This window comes from Brevibacillus schisleri (genome assembly GCF_055685845.1).
Map to the genome: position 1 here is coordinate 1876399 of NZ_JBVNDM010000001.1, position 21702 is coordinate 1898100.

19 protein-coding genes are annotated in these 21702 nt (G+C 45.9%); 9 read left to right on the top strand and 10 right to left on the bottom strand.

Annotated elements, in window-relative coordinates:
* Position 1: 1 nt before the first annotated feature.
* From ACUUHJ_RS09420 to ACUUHJ_RS09445, 6 genes are all read left to right on the top strand, one after another.
* On the top strand, positions 2 to 826 hold the full coding sequence (locus ACUUHJ_RS09420) for a sugar phosphate isomerase/epimerase family protein (protein WP_472298763.1): 825 nt from the start codon (positions 2 to 4) through the stop codon (positions 824 to 826).
* A gap of 27 nt (positions 827 to 853) precedes the next feature.
* The gene (locus ACUUHJ_RS09425) at positions 854 to 1840 is read left to right on the top strand and encodes an ROK family protein (RefSeq protein ID WP_289677040.1); all 987 of its coding nucleotides are present in this window, start codon (positions 854 to 856) and stop codon (positions 1838 to 1840) included.
* Positions 1841 to 1950: 110 nt separating this feature from the next.
* Positions 1951 to 2625 (top strand): hypothetical protein, encoded by a 675-nt coding sequence (locus ACUUHJ_RS09430; RefSeq protein WP_472298764.1) that lies wholly within the window; start codon positions 1951 to 1953, stop codon positions 2623 to 2625.
* 261 nt (positions 2626 to 2886) lie between these two features.
* Positions 2887 to 3939, top strand: a complete 1053-nt coding sequence (locus tag ACUUHJ_RS09435) for a hypothetical protein (RefSeq protein ID WP_472298765.1) — start codon at positions 2887 to 2889, stop codon at positions 3937 to 3939.
* A 136-nt stretch (positions 3940 to 4075) separates the two neighbouring features.
* On the top strand, positions 4076 to 4990 hold the full coding sequence (gene cysK, locus ACUUHJ_RS09440; protein ID WP_173608576.1) for a cysteine synthase A: 915 nt from the start codon (positions 4076 to 4078) through the stop codon (positions 4988 to 4990).
* A gap of 15 nt (positions 4991 to 5005) precedes the next feature.
* A complete protein-coding gene (locus ACUUHJ_RS09445; RefSeq protein WP_472298766.1) occupies positions 5006 to 6169 on the top strand; it encodes an FAD-dependent monooxygenase in 1164 nt (387 codons plus the stop codon).
* Positions 6170 to 6226: 57 nt separating this feature from the next.
* Here ACUUHJ_RS09445 and ACUUHJ_RS09450 read toward each other — a convergent pair whose 3' ends face one another.
* The gene (locus ACUUHJ_RS09450; protein WP_472298767.1) at positions 6227 to 7411 is read right to left on the bottom strand and encodes an amidohydrolase; all 1185 of its coding nucleotides are present in this window, start codon (positions 7409 to 7411) and stop codon (positions 6227 to 6229) included.
* Between the two features lie 241 nt (positions 7412 to 7652).
* Here ACUUHJ_RS09450 and ACUUHJ_RS09455 point away from each other — a divergent pair, with 241 nt between their 5' ends.
* Positions 7653 to 8987, top strand: a complete 1335-nt coding sequence (locus ACUUHJ_RS09455; RefSeq protein WP_289677048.1) for a sensor histidine kinase — start codon at positions 7653 to 7655, stop codon at positions 8985 to 8987.
* 197 nt (positions 8988 to 9184) lie between these two features.
* Positions 9185 to 10515 (top strand): IS1182 family transposase gene (locus ACUUHJ_RS09460; RefSeq protein WP_472301122.1). Its coding sequence is split into 2 segments (ribosomal slippage): positions 9185 to 9725 and positions 9725 to 10515, totalling 1332 coding nucleotides; the frame shifts between segments, so codons are not numbered across the junction.
* Between the two features lie 123 nt (positions 10516 to 10638).
* Here ACUUHJ_RS09460 and ACUUHJ_RS09465 read toward each other — a convergent pair.
* On the bottom strand, positions 10639 to 11826 hold the full coding sequence (locus ACUUHJ_RS09465; RefSeq protein WP_289677049.1) for an MFS transporter: 1188 nt from the start codon (positions 11824 to 11826) through the stop codon (positions 10639 to 10641).
* 507 nt (positions 11827 to 12333) lie between these two features.
* On the opposite strand from ACUUHJ_RS09465, the gene ACUUHJ_RS09470 reads away from it, so the two are divergent.
* On the top strand, positions 12334 to 13059 hold the full coding sequence (locus tag ACUUHJ_RS09470; protein WP_289677050.1) for a CPBP family intramembrane glutamic endopeptidase: 726 nt from the start codon (positions 12334 to 12336) through the stop codon (positions 13057 to 13059).
* A gap of 297 nt (positions 13060 to 13356) precedes the next feature.
* Here the strand turns inward: ACUUHJ_RS09470 and istB are convergent, their stop codons facing one another.
* The 8 genes from istB to ACUUHJ_RS09510 all read right to left on the bottom strand — a co-directional run bounded on the left by istB (position 13357) and on the right by ACUUHJ_RS09510 (position 21331).
* On the bottom strand, positions 13357 to 14076 hold the full coding sequence (istB, locus tag ACUUHJ_RS09475) for an IS21-like element helper ATPase IstB (protein WP_289677051.1): 720 nt from the start codon (positions 14074 to 14076) through the stop codon (positions 13357 to 13359).
* On the bottom strand, positions 14073 to 15575 hold the full coding sequence (gene istA, locus ACUUHJ_RS09480; protein ID WP_472298768.1) for an IS21 family transposase: 1503 nt from the start codon (positions 15573 to 15575) through the stop codon (positions 14073 to 14075). Before istA ends, istB begins: the two co-directional genes overlap by 4 nt.
* Before the next feature lie 1031 nt (positions 15576 to 16606).
* A complete protein-coding gene (locus ACUUHJ_RS09485; RefSeq protein ID WP_173608571.1) occupies positions 16607 to 16777 on the bottom strand; it encodes a hypothetical protein in 171 nt (56 codons plus the stop codon).
* A gap of 26 nt (positions 16778 to 16803) precedes the next feature.
* Positions 16804 to 17499: an ABC transporter permease gene (locus ACUUHJ_RS09490; RefSeq protein ID WP_289677055.1), complete on the bottom strand. Its 696-nt coding sequence runs from the start codon at positions 17497 to 17499 to the stop codon at positions 16804 to 16806.
* The gene (locus tag ACUUHJ_RS09495; RefSeq protein WP_173608570.1) at positions 17492 to 18415 is read right to left on the bottom strand and encodes an ABC transporter ATP-binding protein; all 924 of its coding nucleotides are present in this window, start codon (positions 18413 to 18415) and stop codon (positions 17492 to 17494) included. The genes ACUUHJ_RS09490 and ACUUHJ_RS09495 overlap by 8 nt, the downstream gene beginning before the upstream one ends.
* Before the next feature lie 83 nt (positions 18416 to 18498).
* The gene (locus tag ACUUHJ_RS09500; protein WP_472298769.1) at positions 18499 to 19440 is read right to left on the bottom strand and encodes a sensor histidine kinase; all 942 of its coding nucleotides are present in this window, start codon (positions 19438 to 19440) and stop codon (positions 18499 to 18501) included.
* A gap of 4 nt (positions 19441 to 19444) precedes the next feature.
* A complete protein-coding gene (locus ACUUHJ_RS09505; protein ID WP_472298770.1) occupies positions 19445 to 20158 on the bottom strand; it encodes a response regulator transcription factor in 714 nt (237 codons plus the stop codon).
* Positions 20159 to 20572: 414 nt separating this feature from the next.
* Positions 20573 to 21331 carry a TrmB family transcriptional regulator gene (locus ACUUHJ_RS09510; RefSeq protein WP_289677057.1) on the bottom strand — a complete coding sequence of 253 codons (759 nt, stop codon included), beginning with the start codon at positions 21329 to 21331 and terminating at the stop codon, positions 20573 to 20575.
* Positions 21332 to 21702: the final 371 nt, after the last annotated feature.

The following is a 21702-nucleotide window of genomic DNA, read 5'->3' on the forward strand; positions in this document are numbered from 1 at the left end:
CATGGTTTTTCAAAAGGGGATCAATGCTTGGTGCTTCCCAAAGGAAACGAGCGTGCAAGAAATGTTTCGCCAGGCGAAAGCGCATGGCTATCAAGGGGTAGAACTGAATTTGGACGAGGGAGATGCTCCCTTTCATCTAGGGATGACAGAGCAGGAATTAAAGGGGCTGGCAGACGAGGCTCGCGAACTCGGTTTGGAGCTGCCAAGCGTCTCTACTGCCCTTTTATGGAAATATCCGTTGACGCACAATGAGGAAGCTACCCGCGAGCAAGGCATTCGTGTTGTCGAGAAAATGATAGAGGCGGCAAGCATTTTTGGCTCGCGAACCGTCCTCGTCGTCCCAGGTCTCGTAACAGCTGAGGTGTCGTATGATACGGCCTATGAACGGGCACGTGAAGCATTGCAGCGCTTGGCGAAAAAGGCGGAGCAGCATCAGGTATACATCGGAGTCGAAAACGTGTGGAACAAGTTTTTGCTTAGTCCACTGGAGATGGCCCGCTTGATCGATGAAGTAGATAGTCCGTGGGTAGGCGCTTATTTTGATGTAGGCAACGTCCTGCAATTCGGTTTTCCTGAGCAATGGATTCGCATTTTGGGCAAGAGAATCCAAGCTATTCACGTCAAAGATTTCAAGACAACCACAGGCAACATCACAGGTTTCGTGCCGCTGCTCGCTGGCGATATTCCATGGAACCGCGTGATGGAAGCGTTGCGTGAGATTGGGTACGACGGCTACATCATCCCGGAAATCTCGCCTTACAGCCAGTTGCCTGAGCAATTGATCGTGCATACGTCCCAAGCGTTGGACGCCATTTTTCAATCGTGAATGGACAGCAAGGATGTGAAGTGGAAGATGAATCAAGACAAACCATATGCCATCGGGATTGATCTGGGAGGCACGAAGATCATGGCCGCGATCGTCGACGAGCATGGGAATATCCTCAGGCAGGCGAACGCAGCGACCCAAACAGAAGAGGCAGCGCAGGCAGTTATCGGTCGTATCGGTGATTTGGTGCAGACGGTTCTAGACGAGAGCGGAATTAATCTCTCTCGCATTCGTGGGATCGGGATTGCAACTGCGGGAATTATTGATACGCAGCGCCAAATGGTCATTTTTGCGAGCAATCTAAACTGGAGCGATGTGCCGATCGGCGCGATGCTTCAGGAGCGGTTTGGCGTAGCCGTCCAATTGATCAATGATGCCAATGCAGCAGCGGTAGCAGAATGGGCGTTTGGAAGTGCACGAGGCTCGAAAGACTTGATCTATGTAACGGTCAGTACAGGTGTTGGTGCTGGGATTATCAGTGGAGGACGGCTGATTACAGGTGTTGGCGATAGTGCTGGTGAGTTTGGGCATATTTCGCTTGATCCAGAAGGACCGTTGTGCGTGTGCGGGAATAGAGGATGTCTGGAAAATTACACGTCTGGGCTGGCTTTGGCAAGCAGAGCCAGGGAGCAGCTTCTACAGGGGGTTACAAGCTCGTTGCTTGTTGAAAATGGGAATGACCTGAGCAGGATAACGGCCAGAGAGGTCGGAGAGGCAGCGGTTCGCGGAGATTTGCTCAGCATGACCTTGATGAAGGAAGCAGGTTATTATCTCGGGGTGGGACTAACCAATCTGATCCATCTGTTCAATCCACAGGTGATCGTCATGGGTGGCGGTGTGATGAAGAACGGACAGCTGCTGCTTGCAGAAGCGAAGAACGTCATTCGCGAGCGCTCTATCTCTCGGATGGCAAACCAAGCGAGCATCCAGTTGACAACAATTGGTGCGGAAGCAGGCGTGCTTGGTGCAGCCGGTATGTATTATCCGTCCGAGCGTGAAATGGTTGAGGTATAACGGAATGAAAGTGCGAGAGGCCGATGTTTGGGATACATCGGCTTTTTCCTGTTCCCTGTACAGTGCAAGTCATAGGAGCCTAGACCTAGATTCTATCTATTGGTAAAATATTGAAAACAGCAAAAGCAGCGAAGAAGCCCGGATTTTTCAAAGAACTCCTTACTTTTCTATTGGTAATTGCCATCATCCTCGGAATTGCTAGCGGTGCTATTTTCTATTTATCTGGGAAAAACCTTGAGGATCTGCTAGGATCGCGCCCCGTAGCAAAAAAGGAAACGAATCAGCCTGCACCCGTAAATCCAGTGTCTACAGGTCAGGAAGTGGGCGCAAATCAGCAGTCAAATGCTGTAGCTGTATCGTCGGAGGGGAAAAGTACAACGGACGTGGCGATGGCGGCAGCTTATCCAGTTGAAACGGTAGGCCAACAAAATAATGTCGTAGGACAAGTAGCACAACCAGCAATTCCTACCCAAAAGGGATCGCTCAAGGGTACGATTACTTGGCAGTATAACGATTTTGTTGGGACGAAGCCGGATGTGAATGCAAGGATTCTACTCATTTCCAAAGGTTATGATAAGAATACGCTCACTGATGATGAAGAGAGTATATTTGCAATAGGTACAGTACCAAAAAAAACGTGGGATTATTTGCTGCAAAAGCAAATGGATATGGAAATTACGAGGTTGGTAACTTACCGGCTGGAGAATATCACATCTTGGTCGTATCAGCACAAACCACTCGCAATATTAATGAGCCTATTGATGAATATTTCACAAGTATATTGAAACCTTACATCAGAAATTGGGATTCATTTGTAAGGATTAGTCTATTACATTTAAAATATGAACTCTCCACGATTACAATCGAAGAAGGTCAAACACTCGATTTCAGTCACGATTTTGGTAATACGTTCTATTAATCTTGTTTTGGCCTTTAGACTCATAGGGTTTTCCACCGCGATTCATGTATCATAAAACTATGGCACGTTTTGGCAGGAAAAACAGGTCAAACGTAATAGAATTTGTGGGTAAAGGGGTCGCCGCAGCATGAAGGGAAAAAACAAAAGCATCATGATCGTCATGGCTCTGGTCATCGTCGCATTGCTGGGATACGCAGGCTATCGTTTCTTTGCTCCTGTGACACTGGCAGAAGGGTATTTGTACGAAGACGATACACGTATGCTATACACGAGTGTCACAGTAAATAACGAGAAAGTAAACGTAGAAATAACAGATTCCATCGTCGAAACGGAAGACAGCATCCCCGTTCTGAAAACCGAATCGATCCTGCTGGAGGGAACGATGGATGGGGATCAGCTGACCCTCAAAAATCCGGCGACTGGTCAGGATATCATCGGTACAGTGCAGGGTGACGAGCTCCAATTTGACGGGCTGCTGATGGATGGAAATAAGGGACAGTCGAGTCTTGTTGCCACAAACAAAAGGGCGTACGAAAGCAAATTGACGACATTAACCAAGCGCATCAACGAGGAAGCAGAAGTAAAAAAGAAAGCAGCAGTAGAACAACAAGCCAAAGAAAAAGCGCGTGTGGACTTCGCCAAAAAAGTAGAAAAGACAGGAAAGCTAGAGGCTGATCTGATTGAAACGGCAAAGTATTTGGACGAGCTGCAATTTACGGATGAAGCGCAGTTTTCAAATGATCAAATAGCGGAGCTGCAAAGACTGTTGGAAGAGATTCGTACCTATTCGACGCAGCCAGGCTTGAGCAAGATGGAATTCGAGGTCATGCAAGGAACGCTGGGCAGTATGAAGGTGTTGGTTGATGGGATGAACACCATGGATGGCTCGATCCAGGATAAAAACAAAAACATGCAGGAAATGATCGCCATCATGGAGACCGACATGAAGGATATCCAAACGATTTGGGCGGAAATCAAAGCGAGCGTGCCGGATGCCGAGAAACGGGAAAAAGCAGTCCTCGCGGCTATCAAGACGGCGACTGATTCAATCGCGCAGGCGAAGCAGCGCCAAAGCTCGGTAGACAAAAGCGGACAAGCAAAAGTGAAAGAAACCGCGAACGGTCTGTATCAACAAGCGGTGAATGTACTGAATCAGACAAAAGCAAAGTATGGTTTTTAGACAGGAACAAGGCTCTCCTTCGAGAGCTTTTTCTCATTTAAGCACCCTTATCGTTTTCAGGTCGGAAAAATTGTATTATTCTTATAGTATTACTAAGGGATAATGACATGAAGGCATATTTTCCAGGAGGAATACGATGAGCGTCTACCAGAACATTACCGAATTGATTGGAAACACGCCGATTGTTCAACTGAGGCGCATGGTTCCTGAAGGAGCAGCAGAAGTTTTTGTGAAGCTAGAGAAATTCAATCCGTCCGGGAGTGTGAAGGACCGCGCTGCCTATAATCTGATTTTGACGGCTGAGCAAGCGGGACTGATCCAACCGGGGGATACGATCATAGAGCCGACGAGCGGAAATACCGGAATCGGCTTGGCGATGAATGCCGCAGCAAAAGGCTATCGTGCGATTTTGGTTATGCCTGACAATATGTCGAAGGAACGGATCAATCTATTGAAAGCGTATGGGGCAGAGGTTGTCTTGACACCAAGCGAGCTGAGGATGCCGGGGGCGATTGCCAAAGCGCAAGAGCTGCAAAAAGAGATTCCGCGCAGCTTTATTCCCCAGCAATTCGAAAATCAGGCGAATCCGGACATTCATCGAATGACGACAGCTAAGGAAATTTTTGCGCAAATGAATGGGCGACTGGATGCTTTTGTCGCCACAGCTGGGACGGGAGGAACGATTACCGGAACAGGCGAAGCGTTGCGCGAAAAGCTTCCGGAGCTGTATATCGCTGTCGTCGAACCAAAAGGCTCCCCGGTTCTGTCTGGCGGAAAGCCTGGTCCACATAAACTGGTGGGCACGAGCCCCGGTTTTGTTCCACAAATCCTCAATACAAGCATTTATAATGAAATCATTCAAATCGCAGACGAAGACGCTCTACAAAGCATGAGGCAGCTTGCAGCGTTGGAAGGGATTCTCGTCGGCCCTTCATCGGGAGCCTCGGTCTTTGCTGCCATCACGATTGCCAAAAGGCTGGGAGTGGGGAAACGAGTCGTTTGCATTGCGCCTGACACGGGAGAGCGGTATTTGAGTATGAATCTTTTCTAATGAGGAGAAAAGGCGATGAGCAACGAAAAACACGCGGTGATCATCGGGGCAGGCTTGAGTGGGCTCGCAGCAGCGCTTGCTTTGAAGCAAAAGGGCTGGCAAGTGACGCTTTATGAGCAGGCAAAGGAGCATAAAGGCATCGGCGCTGGAATTGTTTTGGCTGCCAATGCCATGAAGGCATTGGATAAGCTGGGAGTTGGACAGGAAGTACGCGAACGTGGGGCAGCTGTCCGTTCAGCACGGATTCGCGACTGGAAAGGAAATTTGTTAGTCGAGCTACCTGTCGCGGAACAAGCAGAACGGTGCGGGGCTGACAGCTACTTGATTCATCGGGCTGATCTACAGCAGGCTCTTTTGGCGAAAATCTCGACGAATGAATTGATTTTAGGCAAGCAGTTCGCTTCATTTTCTCAAGAAGAGGAAAGGGTTCATGCCGCTTTTGCAGATGGGTCGCGTACACATGGGACGATTCTGATCGGAGCGGACGGGATTCACTCCCGTGTACGGAAGAGCTTGTTCGGTGAAGAGATGATGAGATACTCCGGGTATACGGCGATTCGCGGAATTGCTACTTATCAAGACCCTCGTTATCCACTGGAATCAGGGGGAGGCTTTGAAGCATGGGGCAAGGGAATTCGTTTCGGATTTTCCCATATCGGCAACAATCGAATACATTGGTTTGCCGCTATCAATGCACCTGAGGGAGAACAAGATGGATCATTGGGCCGGAAGCGAGAGACGTTGAGCCGACTTGAAGGCTGGTATGAGCCAGTACGTGCAGTGATTGAGGCGACAGAGGATGCAGCCATCTTGCGCCATGATATTTACGACCGTGCACCTCTCAGGAAATGGAGTGAGGGGCGGATTACATTTGTGGGCGATGCGGCACATCCGATGCTGCCGAATCTGGGGCAAGGCGCGGGTCAGGGAATGGAAGATGCACTTGTGCTGGCCAGATGCCTGGCAGATAACGACACGGACTCGGCTCACGCTTTGCGCATGTATGAAGAGATACGGAAGAAGCGAGCGAATGCGATTGTGAAAGGTTCCCGCTTGATGGGGGCAGTCACCCAATGGGAACATCCGCTCGCCATCGCGGCTCGTCATTTCCTGCTAAAAACGATCCCTGCCCGTATCCAGAGCAGAAGACTGGACTGGATTGTCGGACACGAAGTGTGAAAACGGTGGCAAAAAAAGGCAAGGAGCATGAGGCCCTTGCCTTTCGACTTTTTTCGCTTATTGATGACGTGCCTGATAGGCAAGCAACGCCGCAATGAATAACTGACCGGTTTGGATCATGGAGCGCTCATCGACATCGAATTTGGGATGATGATGCGGATATGTCGCCTGAATCTCCGGATTGCGCCCACCGACCATGAAGAAGGTAGCGGGGCGCTCTTGGGCAAAGTAAGCAAAATCCTCTCCACCCATGCCAGGTGGAATTTTCAAGACGCGCTCCTCACCAAAAATACGTTTGGCTTCTTCTGCAAGTAGCGGAGTTTCTGTCTCATCGTTCCAAGTAGCTGGGTAGCCGCGTTGGTACATGATTTCGCAAGTAGCGCCGACTGCCTGGCAGCTGGCTTCCACGATACGTTTTAGAGATTGCTCGACCGCTGCCCTCACTTCCTCGTTATACGTGCGGACAGTCCCCTTGAGCCTCACTTGATCAGGGATGACGTTGAACGCTTCACCCCCGCCTACGAAGGAGCAGACAGACAGAACGACTTGTTTCAGCGGATCTACCTGACGGCTGGCAATCTGCTGCAAATTCATGACAACCTGACTGCCCAATACGATTGGATCAACGGAAGTATGAGGATAAGCACCGTGTCCGCCTTTTCCGTACAAAACGATCTCGAAGCTGTCTGCTGCTGCTGTAATGTAGCCATGTCCGATCCCGACAGTGCCTACGGGAAGCTCGGAGGCAACGTGCGCGCCATACACGACATCAACACCTTCGAGGCAACCCGCCTCCACCATGGCTTTGGCGCCACCAGGTGGCAGCTCTTCCGCGAATTGATGCAGGAATACCACATTTCCTGGGAGCTCATCGCGAAACTCGCTCAACACTTGTGCGACTCCTAAAAGTCCGGAGGTATGTATATCGTGACCGCACGCGTGCATGACGCCTGGAATGCGGGACTTATACGGTACTTCTTTTTCATCTTGGATGGGTAAGGCATCGAAGTCAGCGCGCAACGCAACTGTTTTTCCTGGCTTTCCACCCCTCAAGAGACCGACAACACCCATGCCACCGACACCAGTTTGTACCTCTATACCAAAAGAAGCCAGCTTGTCTGCTACTTTCTTCGCTGTGTTTTCCTCCTGAAAGGAAAGCTCGGGATACATATGCAAATCACGTCTGAATGTAACAAGCTCTGGATAAATCTCCTGTAGCCGGGCAAACAGTTTTTCTTCCATCGAACCCACTCCTTTTTCCTAGGGAAAGAGATTGGTATTTCGTATTCGCCTTATTATAAAAATATTCCGAATCATAATTCAATGTATGATTTCGAGAAGTATAATGAAGCTACATTGATATTATGTAGACATTTCCAGTAGAAATCTCTAGAATATTAGAGAGACATGTTCAAAAAGTCATGTTTTTAGTACAGCTGCGTAATCAAAAGACGACTTTTTGCACAGATGGATTGAGGAGATTATGACGAGTACACAACCGAAAAACCCCAGAGTTCTAATCATTATGCTCGTTTCTAGCATCCTTGTTTTAATCTTTACTTGTGTAAGCATCGCGATTTCCTATTTCAATACGATTCAATCCGTCCGGCTCTCCATTGCGAATCAAAGCATGAAAGCTGCTTCTACAGTAGCAGACAGCCTAGATGTTGACGCGTATCAGGAGTTTTTACGAAATCCGGTAAAAGAGAACCCCGCCTATAAACGAATCGAACAGCAATTGAATCAAGCGCGTGAGCAGTTCGGTCTGCTGTATTTATACACGATTCAAATCAGTGAAGACAGGCAGAGTGGTCGCGCGATGATCGTTGCAAGGCCTCCAAATGCGAAGCAAACTTTTGATATCGGTATGCCTATTGTTCTATCTTCTGAGCACATTCAAATGATTTACGAAGGATCATCAGCGTACTACTCAGATATTATCAGGGATCCAAATTACGGGGTCTACTTGTCTGCTGGCGCGCCGCTTAGAGATAAAGAAGGAAGAATCATCGGAATCATCGGAGTAGATACAGACGTAGCCATCGTCGAGGACATTGGAGATGATGTCGTTCGTAGCAGCATTCCTGTTTTTGCGATTCAAGGTTTGTTTGTCGTCGTACTGATCTTCCTGGTTCTTTGCATGGAACGCTGGTACCAACGTGCCATCAAGGCAGCAGTTGACGAGACGGAAGAAACCTATCAGGATGAATTGCGCTCAGTCATTTGTTCGATGCGCTCCATACGCCATGATTTCGTCAATCACATGCAAGTGCTCTACGGTTTGATTGAATGCGGCTATTATCCAAAAGCACGAGATTACGTGCAGTCGTTGCTGAAAGAAACTAAGCTTTTGGACCTCACCGTGAGGTTTGCGAATCCTGCCTTAATGGTATTGCTTCACACCAAATGGGAGCAGGCTAAATCCAAACAAATCGTGATGCAATTTGAAGAATGTGCTGATCCAATCGATAGCATTCCTTCCATTGATCTGATCAAAATTTTATCGAATCTTATTGATAATGCGATTGAAGCGGCTGATTTAACGGATGGGGAAAAGCGAGTCAGCATTTCTTTTTGCTGTGATGAGGAACACGTTATTTTCCGAGTTGAAAATACAGGACCGGAAATCACGCCAGAACAACGAGCACGTATTTTCGAGAATGGCTATACAACGAAAACGAAAACAGAGAAAAAATGTGGCTCGCGTGGAACGGGTCTGACGATCGTAGATGCAGTTGTTCACAAGTACAAGGGGAAAATTGAGGTTTGGTCCGAGCGGGGAATCACGAGATTTACCGTCTGGCTGCCAGTGAAATAGGCTCATAACGAAAAATGATTCAAGGATGATAAGAAAAAGCCGTCAAACAGTTGACGGCTCAGGCTGTCGAGAAAGTCGACAGCCATTTTTATTTCACTTAATTTTAAAGCGACACCGCGTTAATTTGTTATAATTCTTATAATTACATTTTATAGTAGGTGATTATTGTGCTTACCTCCAATGATAAAAATCCACAAATGCATTACGAATTTGTGTGTCTTGATGAATTGGTCCCAGAGGACCATTTATTAAGGGTCATCCAGAAACATATAGATTTCTCCTTCATCCGAGAAAAAGTACGTCAATATTATTGCGAGGATAACGGTAGACCGTCGATTGATCCTATTGTTTTATTTAAAATGATTTTCATTGGATACCTTTACGGTATCCGCTCAGAGAGGCAACTCGAAAAAGAAATCCAGACTAATATCGCCTATCGTTGGTTTCTTGGCCTTTCTTTAACAGATCGAGTTCCAGATCACACAACAATCAGTTGGAATCGTCGAACCCGTTTTAAAAATACAAATGTTTTTCAGGAGATTTTTGATGAAATTGTTCGCTTGGCGATTCAGCATCGAATGGTCGCTGGACGTGTATTGATAAGTGATTCTACGCATCTTAAAGCAAATGCGAATAAACGAAAATTTAAGAAGCATGTCATCGAGAAAACGAGTCGTGCCTATCTCAAAGATTTAGAGGTAGCAATTAATGAAGACCGTGAGGTACATGGAAAAAAGGATTGAAGCCTAGAGAGGGTGTGAAGGAAGAAAAGGAAATCAAGATGAGTACCACGGATCCGGAAAGTGGCTACATGGTTCGAGACAGCAAGCCCGAAGGCTTTTTCTATCTCGATCACCGGACTGTCGATCATAAGTACAATATTATTACCGATGTCCATGTCACTGCTGGCAATGTCCATGATTCCGTTCCTTACATAGATAGGCTGAATCTCCAAATCGAGAAGTTTGGGTTTCAGGATACAATTGAAGCTATTGCATTAGATGCTGGTTATTTAACTACTCCAATCTGCAAGGCACTTCACGATATAAATGTATTTGCTGTCATCGGTCATCGTGCCTTTACACCTGTTAAAGGTCTTTTTGCTAAATGGCGCTTTAAATATGATCTGGAGTGCGATGTGTACACATGTCCTCAAAAACATACACTTACTTATTCGACTACCGATCGAAACGGATACAGGATGTATAAGTCCAATAAAGAAATATGTAAAACTTGTCCAAGGCTTTCTGAGTGTACCCGATCTAAAAATCACCAAAAGGTGATAAGCAGGCACGTTTGGGAAGAGAGTAAGGAATGGGTTCGACAGAACCGTTTAAGTAAATCGGGGAAATATTTATATAGATTAAGATACCAAACCATAGAGCGAAGCTTTGCAGATGCTAAAGAACTGCATGGGCTTCGCTATTGTAGGTTACGCGGACGTGAAAATGTCCAAGAGCAGGTATTGATGACAGCAACAGTACAAAACATTAAAAGGATAGCGCTACACCTAGCGAAAGCAAGTTAGGTGCAGGCTATCCTTTTTTTCAGCACTTCGTGCTGAACAATACTAAAAAGAAATCCCCCAAAAGGGGGTTTCTCTTCAGGCTGAGCCGTCAAACAGTTGACGGCTTTTTGCTTTTGCGAGTCTCTATGCATGGTGTCCTGGCGCAGGCTGCACCACTTGGCTTTCCTGTGCATGAAATGGACGTGAGATCGAGTAGAAGGCAAATCCGAATGAAATCAGGACGAACACGGCTCCAACCCATGGTGTGTAAATGACGGAGGACCGCTCGACGACGAGACCGCCAGCCAGGGAGCCAAGGGCGATACCTAAATGCTGGGCAGAAGTATTCAGGCTTAATTGAATGTCCGCAGTAGCAGGTGAGCAGGAGATCAAATAGTTTTGCTGTGCTGGCGAAATAGCCCAGCTAAGCGCACTCCAGATGACCATGATCGGCAAGAACAAATAAAGCGAGCCTGTAAAAAACGGCAAGACACACATGATCAAGCCAAACACTGGAATGATGAACAGGATGCTTTTGGTTGCTCCCCATTTATCTGCGATCCAACCGCCAATACCACCGCCAGCAACGGCTGCAAGCCCAAACAAGAGATAAATCCAGCTCAGTGTCGTTCCATCGACATTCATCGTCGTTTGCAGATAAGGAGTGAAGTATGCATACAGCGTCAAGTGACCTGTCAGCATTAACATGACGATAAACAAGGCGCTGAATAGCTTGCCGCTACGGAGGGTAGTCATTTGATCACGCAGCGGGATCGGCGGTGCGGTTTGAACTTTTGGCAAAAATAAGAGGATAAAAATCATCGCGACAATACTCAGAGCTGCAATGAGCCAAAAGGGGGCACGCCATCCGAAGGCATTCCCCAGAGCCAGTCCGACAGGGACGCCGAGTACGAGCGAACCGCTAATCCCCATGAAAATAACCCCAATGGCGCGGCCGCGATAAGCAGGTTCCACAAGATTCGTTGCAATTGTAATCGATAGCACGATCAGGATGGAGCTACTTGCTGCGCTCAAGACGCGCGCCGTCATTAATACAGCGTAGCTTGGACTAAGTGCCGCAAGCACATTGCTCAGGAAAAAGGCTGCTAATGCATACAAGTATAGCTTTTTACGCTCGACGCGCCTTGTAACATGCAGGAGCAGAGGAGCAGCAATGGCAAAGGCAAGCGAGAAAATGGTGATTAATTGTCCGGCAGCGCTAATCGATACCTGAAGATCACGAGCAATCAGATCGAGCGTACCACCGATAATCAATTCCACCGTACCTACGACAAAGGTAGCAATCGCTAAGATGAAGACACGTGGATTCAAGACAATAGCTCCTCTCGACTAAAAAGGTTACTACTATAATAGTAACCTTTTTAGTCTTCTGCAACTAGAAATTTCTCCATATAAATAGAAAAGACTCCGGCCAACTGTAGAATTAAAAGCATAAAAAGTTCATCATGACCAATAAAAATAAGTAATCGAATACAATGTAAAACAATTTATTGAAGGATGTGTAATGTAAAAGGGAAGTTGTACCACGATGCGGTAGCGCGTTGGGAATGTTTTAACTGAAATTGCGAAGAAGGGGTTAAAAGTCTCATCTGCAAAAGCAGGTTTGAATCTAGAAAGGAATTAAGATCTATCGTAACGATGAGCAGGGCAATGTCGTATTAACATCAAGTGGAACTGAAATCAGTTTTCAGTTAATGATTGGAGGCTTGCTACATCTGAGAAAACAATTGGGGGCAGTTCTTAATATCTGTACTGCCTAAGGTTTTGTAACCTTTCGAATTTAATTAAACAGGCGCTATAAAGGAGTAATTCTAATCTATGAATATTGAGAAACCAAAAAAGGAATTGGGTATCTTTATACTATATTCTTTATTATATATTTTCATTGTTGCATTATTTTCTGTAGCGATAATGTATTTTCCTATACCAATTTTGGGAGCTACAGGGTTTATTCAGGATGTATGGTATGTAGTATTTGTTAAAATCATTTTTCTACTTGTTCTTCCCTTGTGTATTTATAAAAGACTTGGGTACGAAATTTCTAGTATATTTAAAACCAAACGAACGTGGAAAATATGTATAGCAGTATTTAGTTGTTTTATTCTTGGAATGCTTCTAAATGTCAGTTACATAGCTGAGATTAATAGAGTTGTTGCCAATGGTGGTATCATGATATGGATAAACTTTACAGTTGGACTTCTTTTACCGCTTGTGCAAGCGGCTATACCAGAAGAGATTTTTTATAGATATATACTCCAAACTCGATTGGAAAAAGTATGTGGAGCTATCTTAGGTATTTTTTTATCAGCGCTTTTGTTTGCTTCATTTCATTTTCCCTCTCGTTATCTACTTTCAAGCGGAGTAGAGGGAACTGCGGGAAATATTTATTCGGTTCTCATAGGAACTATTGTACCAGTGTTTGTTATTGGTATTATCTTCGGATTTTTATGGTGGAGATATAGGAACATCTGGATTTTGATTGCTTTACATTATGGAATAGATACATTACCTTCAATTGCTTCATTTCTACATATCATCAAATAGAGCCATTAAAGATGAGGAAACTCTATTTTAAGGGCTTCTTGGCGGTACTGAACAGGCGTCATATAGCCTAATGTCCCATGAATGACGGAATTTGTGCCAGTTTTGAATAAGGAAATAAGGGGAACCATGGACCCCCTAGAGCTGTTTGTCCTTTATTTGCATGTCGGTAGATGATGCTGTTCAACTAGCTGGTTTCGATAGTTCAAATAAACGAAAGCCGGTTTGTATTTGGCAAGTAAAAAGTGCAGAGTTCGGCAACCATTTTGTGCATAGCCTTGCCAGGCTAAATTTTTATTATTAACGGTGGGAAAGAGCATGCCGAAGGCGATAACTCTCTCCTGTGAAAGCTACGATGTGAGCATGATGCACAAGACGGTCAATCAAGGCAGCGGTTAAACGGTTATCTCCGAAAACCGTATTCCATTGGCTGAATTCCAAATTCGAGGTAACAATGACACCGATTCGCTCATAACATTCTGAGATTAGATGGAAAAGTAGGTCAGCACCATCCTTGTGAAACGGAACAAATCCTAACTCATCTAAGATTAGTAAATCAGCATCCATTAATTCCTTCTGAAATCTCGGTAGATTGCCAGCATGAAACTTGGTTTGCAAAATGGAAACCAACTCTGCAACCCGATAAAACCTCACATTTTTCCCCTGTTTACACGCCTCTACACCAATTGCCGTGGCCAGATGCGTCTTTCCTGTGCCTACGGCACCCAGCAAAATAACATTTTCCTTTCGTTCTACAAACGAGCCTCTCTTCAATTCCTCAATCGTTACACTCTCAGGTAGCGAAACCGACTCGAAAGAGTACCCTTCAAAAGTCTTTATTTGCGTAAATCTTGCTTTCTGTAACAATCGTCGGATTTTTCCCTGCTCACGGGAACTTCGTTCCGCTGATAGAACCGCATGAAGAAACTGAGTTGGGTGTTCAAACGGTACTTGATCATAGATATTCATGACATGTGCTAATCTCATCTGCTTGCATAGTTGACGTAATTCTTCTCTCATTTTCGTACCTCCGTCCGTTGAAGTTGATCATATCTCGAAAGATCTAGCTGATACCCAACGAAAACAGACGGTGTTCGATTGTCTTTCATAGGTGTTGGGATGATCTCTGGATGACGTAAACGGTACAGAACATGCTCCAATCGACTCACATCATCCTGCTTTTCTTGCGTAAGGCATCTTTCAATCTCCTCAATTTGGTATGTTCTTAGCATTCGAATGATCCAGCCGATTCTTGCTTTGCGACTTTTTCCTTCCACAGATTGAAGAAAAGCTTTTGTTTGGCTGGGAAGCAAGGCAAGGACAGAACTGTAATCGAGAGCCTTCGGCCTATTATAAAGTGGCTCCAACAGCGTTTGCAGATCAATTGGGATCGGCTCGTCTATATATCCCCTTGGTAGTGAAATGAGGACTTCATAGCTGTCATTTAGTACGTCTACTTTGTTCCACCAATACTTCAGCCATACTCGTTCGTGAGAACGGATAGATGGAACCTTTAACGTTTTTTGATCAACGAGAACTTCACCGTATCCATTGGCTTTTACGGATTCTAAACGGAAAGCCTCGTAAGGTACGAGAGGAAGTTCCAAAAGCTTGATTTTCTCTCGCTCCCAAAGCTCTTGCTGTAAGACTCCCTTCGCATAATGGAGTCTTTTCAAATCCTCAAAGGCTTGCTGATTGATAACATACTGTAGTTGTTCCAAATCATTGGCTACAGGTAATGGAACACACCAATTTCTTCGTGCATAACCAACTTTATTCTCAACATGTCCTTTTTCGTTTCCCTGAGCTGGATTACAAAATACAGGCTGGAAGCGATAGTGAAGAGCAAATCGTTGAAATTCGTCTGTAAGCTTTCTCTTTCCATCGGTTCCTACAGATACAACTGCCGCTGAAAGATTGTCAAACCAGATTCGATTAGGCACTCCGCCGCTCATCTCAAATAACCGCCGTAACCCTTCCAAGAAACACTCGGTGTTCTCCTTCGGAGTAACAAAAACAAATGCCGCGTTGCTGTAAGGGTAGGAGAGGATCAACATTTTCCGCTCTACCAGTTCACCGCCAATAATTGCTTGAAATGTTCCAAAGTCCGCCTGAGCTTCTCCACCTGGATGTTTTAAACGAATATAAGGTTCCGATTTTTCGATTTGCAGTTCTAACTTCCGCTTGGCAACATAGTACCGTACGGTACGATCTGATCCTGCAAAGCCAAATTCGGAAACAAGGCGATCATAGATACGTTTTGCCGTGTGCCTCTGCTTTTTGGGGCGGGTTTGATCTTCCATAAGCCAAGTATCCACTTGCTCACGATAAGCTTCCATAATAGGGAATTTTCCTCGAAGAGGACACTCTTCTTTGTTCCAGTCCGAACAATCTGCATATTTCTTTGCTGTTCTCCAGTTAACACCAGTTTGTTCTGCTATCTGGGAGATCGATTGATCTTTTACGTCCCGAAAGTATTTGATATAGTATTGTTGAGCCATTGCCAGCATTCCTTTCATCCCTCTCCTATCTGTTCCGAAATAGAAGAGTAGGGGGTTGTTTAGTTAGCTGGCAAGGCTTTTTTCATGTTCGTAAATGGTCTGCACTTTTCGGTTGCCAAAGTGTGTACTTTTATTTTGCCAAACACAACCCAAGAATGTGGATTTTACGGCATTCTTGGGTTGTGCTTTTTTTAGTTACCGGTCGGAAATACCACTTTTCGGATAGCCCCTCTTTATTTTTTTGTGCGATTTCGATACGATGCTACATATAACGCCATATACATATATATTTATACATAGTAAGATACTGATAGCTATTTATGTAATTTTTGGGTAAATTTTATGTTGAAGAACGAGTTTTACACTCTGTTAAACTACGTTGGAAGGAACAGACTTTAGATAACTTTCATTCGATAAATGTCACAAACGGTTTGTCAAATTTAACCCACTGAAATAACAAAATAGGGAAAGGATATGAAGTGGGAAAACCAAGACACGATCATAGTTTACGAGCACTATTTTGATGAAGAAAAAAATCGCCGAGCTCATGATCAGATGCTCCAATTCATGGAACGGAAGGAGCGAGAGTACAATTCAAATTGTAAAGAAAGACTTAAACACAAGCCTCATCTAACGCTCATTAAAAACGCAAGCGAATATGAGTTTAATAAAGCTATAGAAGAGGAACAGAAACGTCCATATAATCTTCCGATAGAGTTTCATTACAACGAACCTGAACGCATTTGAGAATGTCTTTATTTCCGTTTATGGGACAAGCCATCATTTGTCTAGGTTAAAACAAGCATAGTTCCGACGGTGACCCCAAGCTGGCTGTTTTGCCACCATGGTGCCAGTGGGCAGGTCTTCAAGGCTGATGGAGGGAACAGGAGCTTTTAGCATCTAGAAAAAAAGAAGGAGCTTGTCGCGCCGCGACAGCTCCAAGAAACCCCAATTCTTTACCTTTGGCTCTACGTCCATGATTCTTTCGATTGCAGTAACTCCGCCACTACAATAGCCCTCGTTTCATTTCACCCTGATGCTCCTGCCGCTCACTGCTTTTTCTTCGCGAACAGCAACCAGCTCGCGGACAGGACCGCTAATCCGACAGCACCTAGCATACTGATCAGCACATGTCGGTCTCCCGTTCCCACATACAGCAGTCCATTCAAGACAAAAGAAGCGGTGCAAAGCAAAAAGCTCCATTTCAATACTTGTCGCATGATCCTAATCTTCTCCTCCCGTTCTGCTACTTGAGCACATCGACATGCTCGATGTTTCGAATCGACATATACGCGACGGCCGCGCCGAGGAGTGCCAGGCCAATCGGCACTGCAAGAATGGAATATAAGGTGAAGCCGTTGACGTTCTGGCAGACGAGCATCACGACGATGAGTGACGACACGATGGTAGCCGCGCTTGAATGTTTGCGCATGCCGAAATTCAGAGGAATCAGGCTTAAAAAGCTGGTCGCCAGCGCACTCATCACGACCACAAGCAGCGATTTGGTTGCAACGGACCACGAGAGAGGCTCTGGAACAACGGAGGCGAACAGATTGAATACATAAAAGCCAACACCAACAAACAGGTTCGCCGCAATATCCGCAACGAGCGTAAACAGCACGACGACGAGCAGCTTGGCTGCGATGAGCTTTTTGCGATTGATCGGGTACATGAACAGTACCGTGATCGATTTGTTGCGGAACTCGTTAATGACAAGCCGGGAAATAAGCACTGACGCGAACACAATGTACGTTCCCCGAATGAGTGTATCAATGACGGAGAACGCCATATCGTAGCTCGTAAAAGGCATCTTTTCTGTAATTTTCGCGTCAAGGCTGATAAAGCAAATTAGACTTAAGATCACGACGTTGGCGATCATCGCTGCCCGAATATAAGACCCGATCCGAAACTTGCGCATTTCGAGCTTCATGAGCTTAAACACCGACGCCACCCCCATTCAGAATGGACAGGAAATAATCCTCAAGCGACCCTTTTTTCTTATGAACCGCTTCGATCTTGACATCGTGCAGCACCAAAGTCTTCATCAGCTCGCTTTGCGGAATGCGGCTATCGTAAATGCGGATTTGGCCATCGTCGGTGACGCGGACATTGGATATTTGCAAATAGTTTTCAAGCACGTAGGCCGCTTTCCTACTGTCGTTCGTCGTGATTTCGATATACTCCTGTGTTTGCTTGACGATATAGTCCATCGAAACTTCCTGCAGCAGCTTGCCGCCGTTCATGACGGCGATCGTGTCGGCGACCAGCTCCACTTCCCCAAGAATATGGCTAGAAATGAGAATCGTGGTCCCATATTGCTTGCACAGCATTTTGAACAGATCGCGAAGCCCCTTGATTCCTACAGGATCGAGACCATTCGTCGGCTCATCGAGAATCAGTAGCTCCGGCTTGGTCGTGATCGCCCGCGCGATGCCGAGCCGTTGCTTCATCCCCAGCGAAAATTCCTTTACCGCTTTCTTGTCGATCCCTTTCAGATTGACCAGCTCAAGCGCCTCATCAATCGCCTTTGGGTCATGGTAGCCCATATATTCGCAATGCAGCTCCAGGTTTTCACGGGCCGTCAGCTTTTCGTAAAAGATCGGGTTTTCGATGATCGTGCCCATCCGCCCCAGCAGTCGGTACGACGTATCAGTCAGCCGCTCACCGAAAATTTCGATCTCACCTGCCGTCGGCTTCACCAGGTTCGTGATCATTTTCATGACCGTTGTTTTGCCCGCACCGTTTGGACCAAGCATGCCGTATATTTCGCCTTGCTTGATGTTCATATTGACGTTCGAAACAACTTCCTTACCCATGTAAGCACGAGTCAGTTGATTCGTTCTTACGATATACGTCATCGTTCGATGCCCCCTTCGTTCGTTACAAGCTCTATCGTAAGCATCGAATTTTGCTTTTTCCTTACCTGATTCTTACAAATTCCTTAAGCCGCGAATGCGATTCGCTTCAGTCTGACGGTAAACACTGTTTTTTCGTACGGCTTGCTATGGATGCGGATCGTCCCTCCTTGAGCTTCGATCAGCCTTTTCGTAATCGTCAGCCCTAGACCGCTGCCCTGATACGATTTGTTACGGGAGTCCTCCAGCGTGTACATCCGCTCGAACACCCGGTCCTGATGCAGCTCGTGGATCCCTTTGCCCCGATCCCATACGTCCACATATACAAACTCGTCGTCTCCGCGCAATGTTAATCCGACCACCATCGCCTCTCCGCCATGCTGAATCGCATTGGCGATCAAATTGTTCAGGGTGCGGTCCAGCGCTTCCTCGTTCCCCCACGCATACATTGGCTTGTCCGGGATCTCGATCGCGACCTCAAAGCCTTTGACCGTCAGCGTGTCATAAAATGCGAGTATATTTTTTTCGCAAATATCGTTCATGTGGATCCGAGAAAGCGGCATCGGCTCGTCCCCTGACTCCAGTCTCGCCAAATCAAAAAACTGTCGGATGAGCTGCAGCACCTCGTTGGCCTTGGCGTGCACCTTGGACAATAGAACCTTTTGTTTCGCTGCGTCCATGTCCGGATCCAGATTGATCGTTTCGATATAACCAAGTACAACGGTAAGTGGCGTCTTCAAATCGTGCGATATGTTCGAGATCATTTTCCGCATCGACTGCTCCATCTTCAGGAAATTCGCCGCTCTTTGCTGGTTGTGCTCCAGCAAATGATTGATTTCGACCAAGACCGGTATCAATGCGCGATCGTCCGTAAAAACAAGCAGCTTTTCGCTTGTGCCACCCTCGATAATGTCCTTTAATTTGCGGTGAATCAGTTCCAGGCTGGAGCTTCTAGCCCGGTAAGTTCGGTATTGAGTCGCAATCACGACGAGCAAAAGAACGACCAGCACAACTAGCGCGATCACCATGTCATTATCCTTCCCACTTGTAGCCAATGCCCCACAGCGTCTTGATATAACGTGGTGCGGATGGCTGGTCTTCGATTTTTTCCCGCAACCGGCGGATATGGACGTTAATGACGTTTTCGTCCCCATAATATTCGTCATTCCAAATAAAGCCGTACAGCTGCGCCTTCGTAAACACGCGATTTGGATTCGTGGCGAACAGCTTCAGGATTTCGAATTCTTTGGCCGTCAGCTTCAGATCGACATCGTTTTTCGAGACCGAAAAATTTTCCAGATCAATACGCAGGGCTCCGAATATCAGCACCTTGGCAGCTGGAGATGCCTGATCTGCTGAGCCCGCTCCCGCATTCGAATACGTCGTGGCACGACGAATCGCCGCTTTGATCCGAGCCGACACTTCAATGAGAGAAAACGGCTTTGCAATGTAATCGTCGGCACCGAAGCCGAGCCCGATCGCTTTATCGACGTCGTTGTCCTTTGCCGACATGATCAAAATCGGCACCGAGCTGTTTTCTCGGATCCGCTTGATTACCTCGATGCCGTCCAGCTTTGGCATCATGATATCGACAATGACAATATCGAAGTAGCTTTGCCGAAACTGGGCAATTCCGTCCAGTCCATCAAACGCTGCCAAGACGTCGTAGCCTTCTTTGATCAGATGATTCCGAAGCATCTCGACGATTTGGGAATCGTCCTCAATCAGCAGTATGTTGTGTGGCATGGTGTTCTCTCCTTAATCCTATCCTTATCGAAAGTAGACCCATTGTTTATTATTTTAGCTCCTTGGTTGCAAGACTAGTATGCTATTGATTTTAAATAACTCTATTTCGGGTTTATTACTATTTGTGGTGGGGTTTTGCGCTCACAATTTGCCGGCTCATCGAGTTTTGAGCAACTACAGCGACTTCGGGCTAAATCTCTTTGTTAACTGATCTTTTCTGTAAAAAAATCTTCTCTTCTTATTAAAAAAATCTCTTCCGAAACCATCACGATGTTTCCAAATACGCACATAGGAGTAGCGCTAGCAAATCGCGTAATTTAAATGGCTAACATGATATTTAGTTATTTATATTTATTGGTTATTTTGGATACTTTGTAGTTTTTAATAAAACCAAAAGCCAAAGTCCAGGGATTGTCAGTATCGGAGACGGATGATCATCTTGCGGATTTCTTCATCGTCAAACAGTTGATCCACATATTTTTGGGTGATTTTTGTCAGTGCGACATCATGGTAAAAAGAATCGGCAAAAAATTTGACGAACGGTTGACCGCGTGTCTTAATCGCATGCCAACCTGTGTCCTCTTCACCTGCAAAGATCATTTCATCTTGATCCACTACGATTAGCTGATAGCGCTCCAAGCCTTGATGCTCTTGCACCGGGATAAAGGAATGAACACAGGAAAGCGTGGTGTTAATCTGCCCGATCACCAAGGCTTCGATCTCTACGCCTTCCTTTTCTTTCCTCTCAAGTAGGGAGGCATACTCTAAAAAATCATCGGACCAGGCGGAGATGCGAATAGACCGAGTCGCTCGTTGGATCAGTTGTTTGCATTCTGCGCGAATCGATTCGTCAACCTTCAGGCTCCAGACTCGGTCGTCACGTACGGTTTTATGAGAAAGGGAGCTGGTTAATTTTTTGACGTCCGTTTGAAATTGGCGGGTCAGCTTTTCTACCAGGCTGTCCAGGGGAAGAGCTGTATACCGCTTCTTCTTTTCCGATATGGTGTCAAGGACCATCCCCTTTTCTACCAGACGATTGAGCACCTCGTAAATTTTGGCCTTTGGCACCCCCGAATGCTTCACGACCATTGCCGCATCGAGAGGCTCGCCGCTAGACGCCAACGCTTCATAAACTTTACTCTCATACAGAGAAAAACCAAATGTTTGTAGCATCAAAATCCTCCATGGAAAACACGAGCATTTTTATTCGATCGTACCGATAATCGAGGTGTTTTGCAAGAAAGAGGAGGGGGCGAAAGGAATATTTTATCGAAAAGTATCGAGTTTTCTCGACGTAATTCGACAAAATTCTTGTAGGCCTTTAGGCAGTAGACATACCAAGCATATATCAATTAGAGACCCTATGTATAAATGATCAGCCGAAAATTCGGCACTTGTTGCAAGTAGGTCGATAGCCTTATTGAGCAATTTCTTTTGAACGTGAAGGTTTTTTTGTCGAAGGAAAAAATTTGGCAAAGATTACGTATCGCGTAATAATTAAGAACAGTCGGAATTGGGGGTATAATTTTCCGATGCTTCACAAA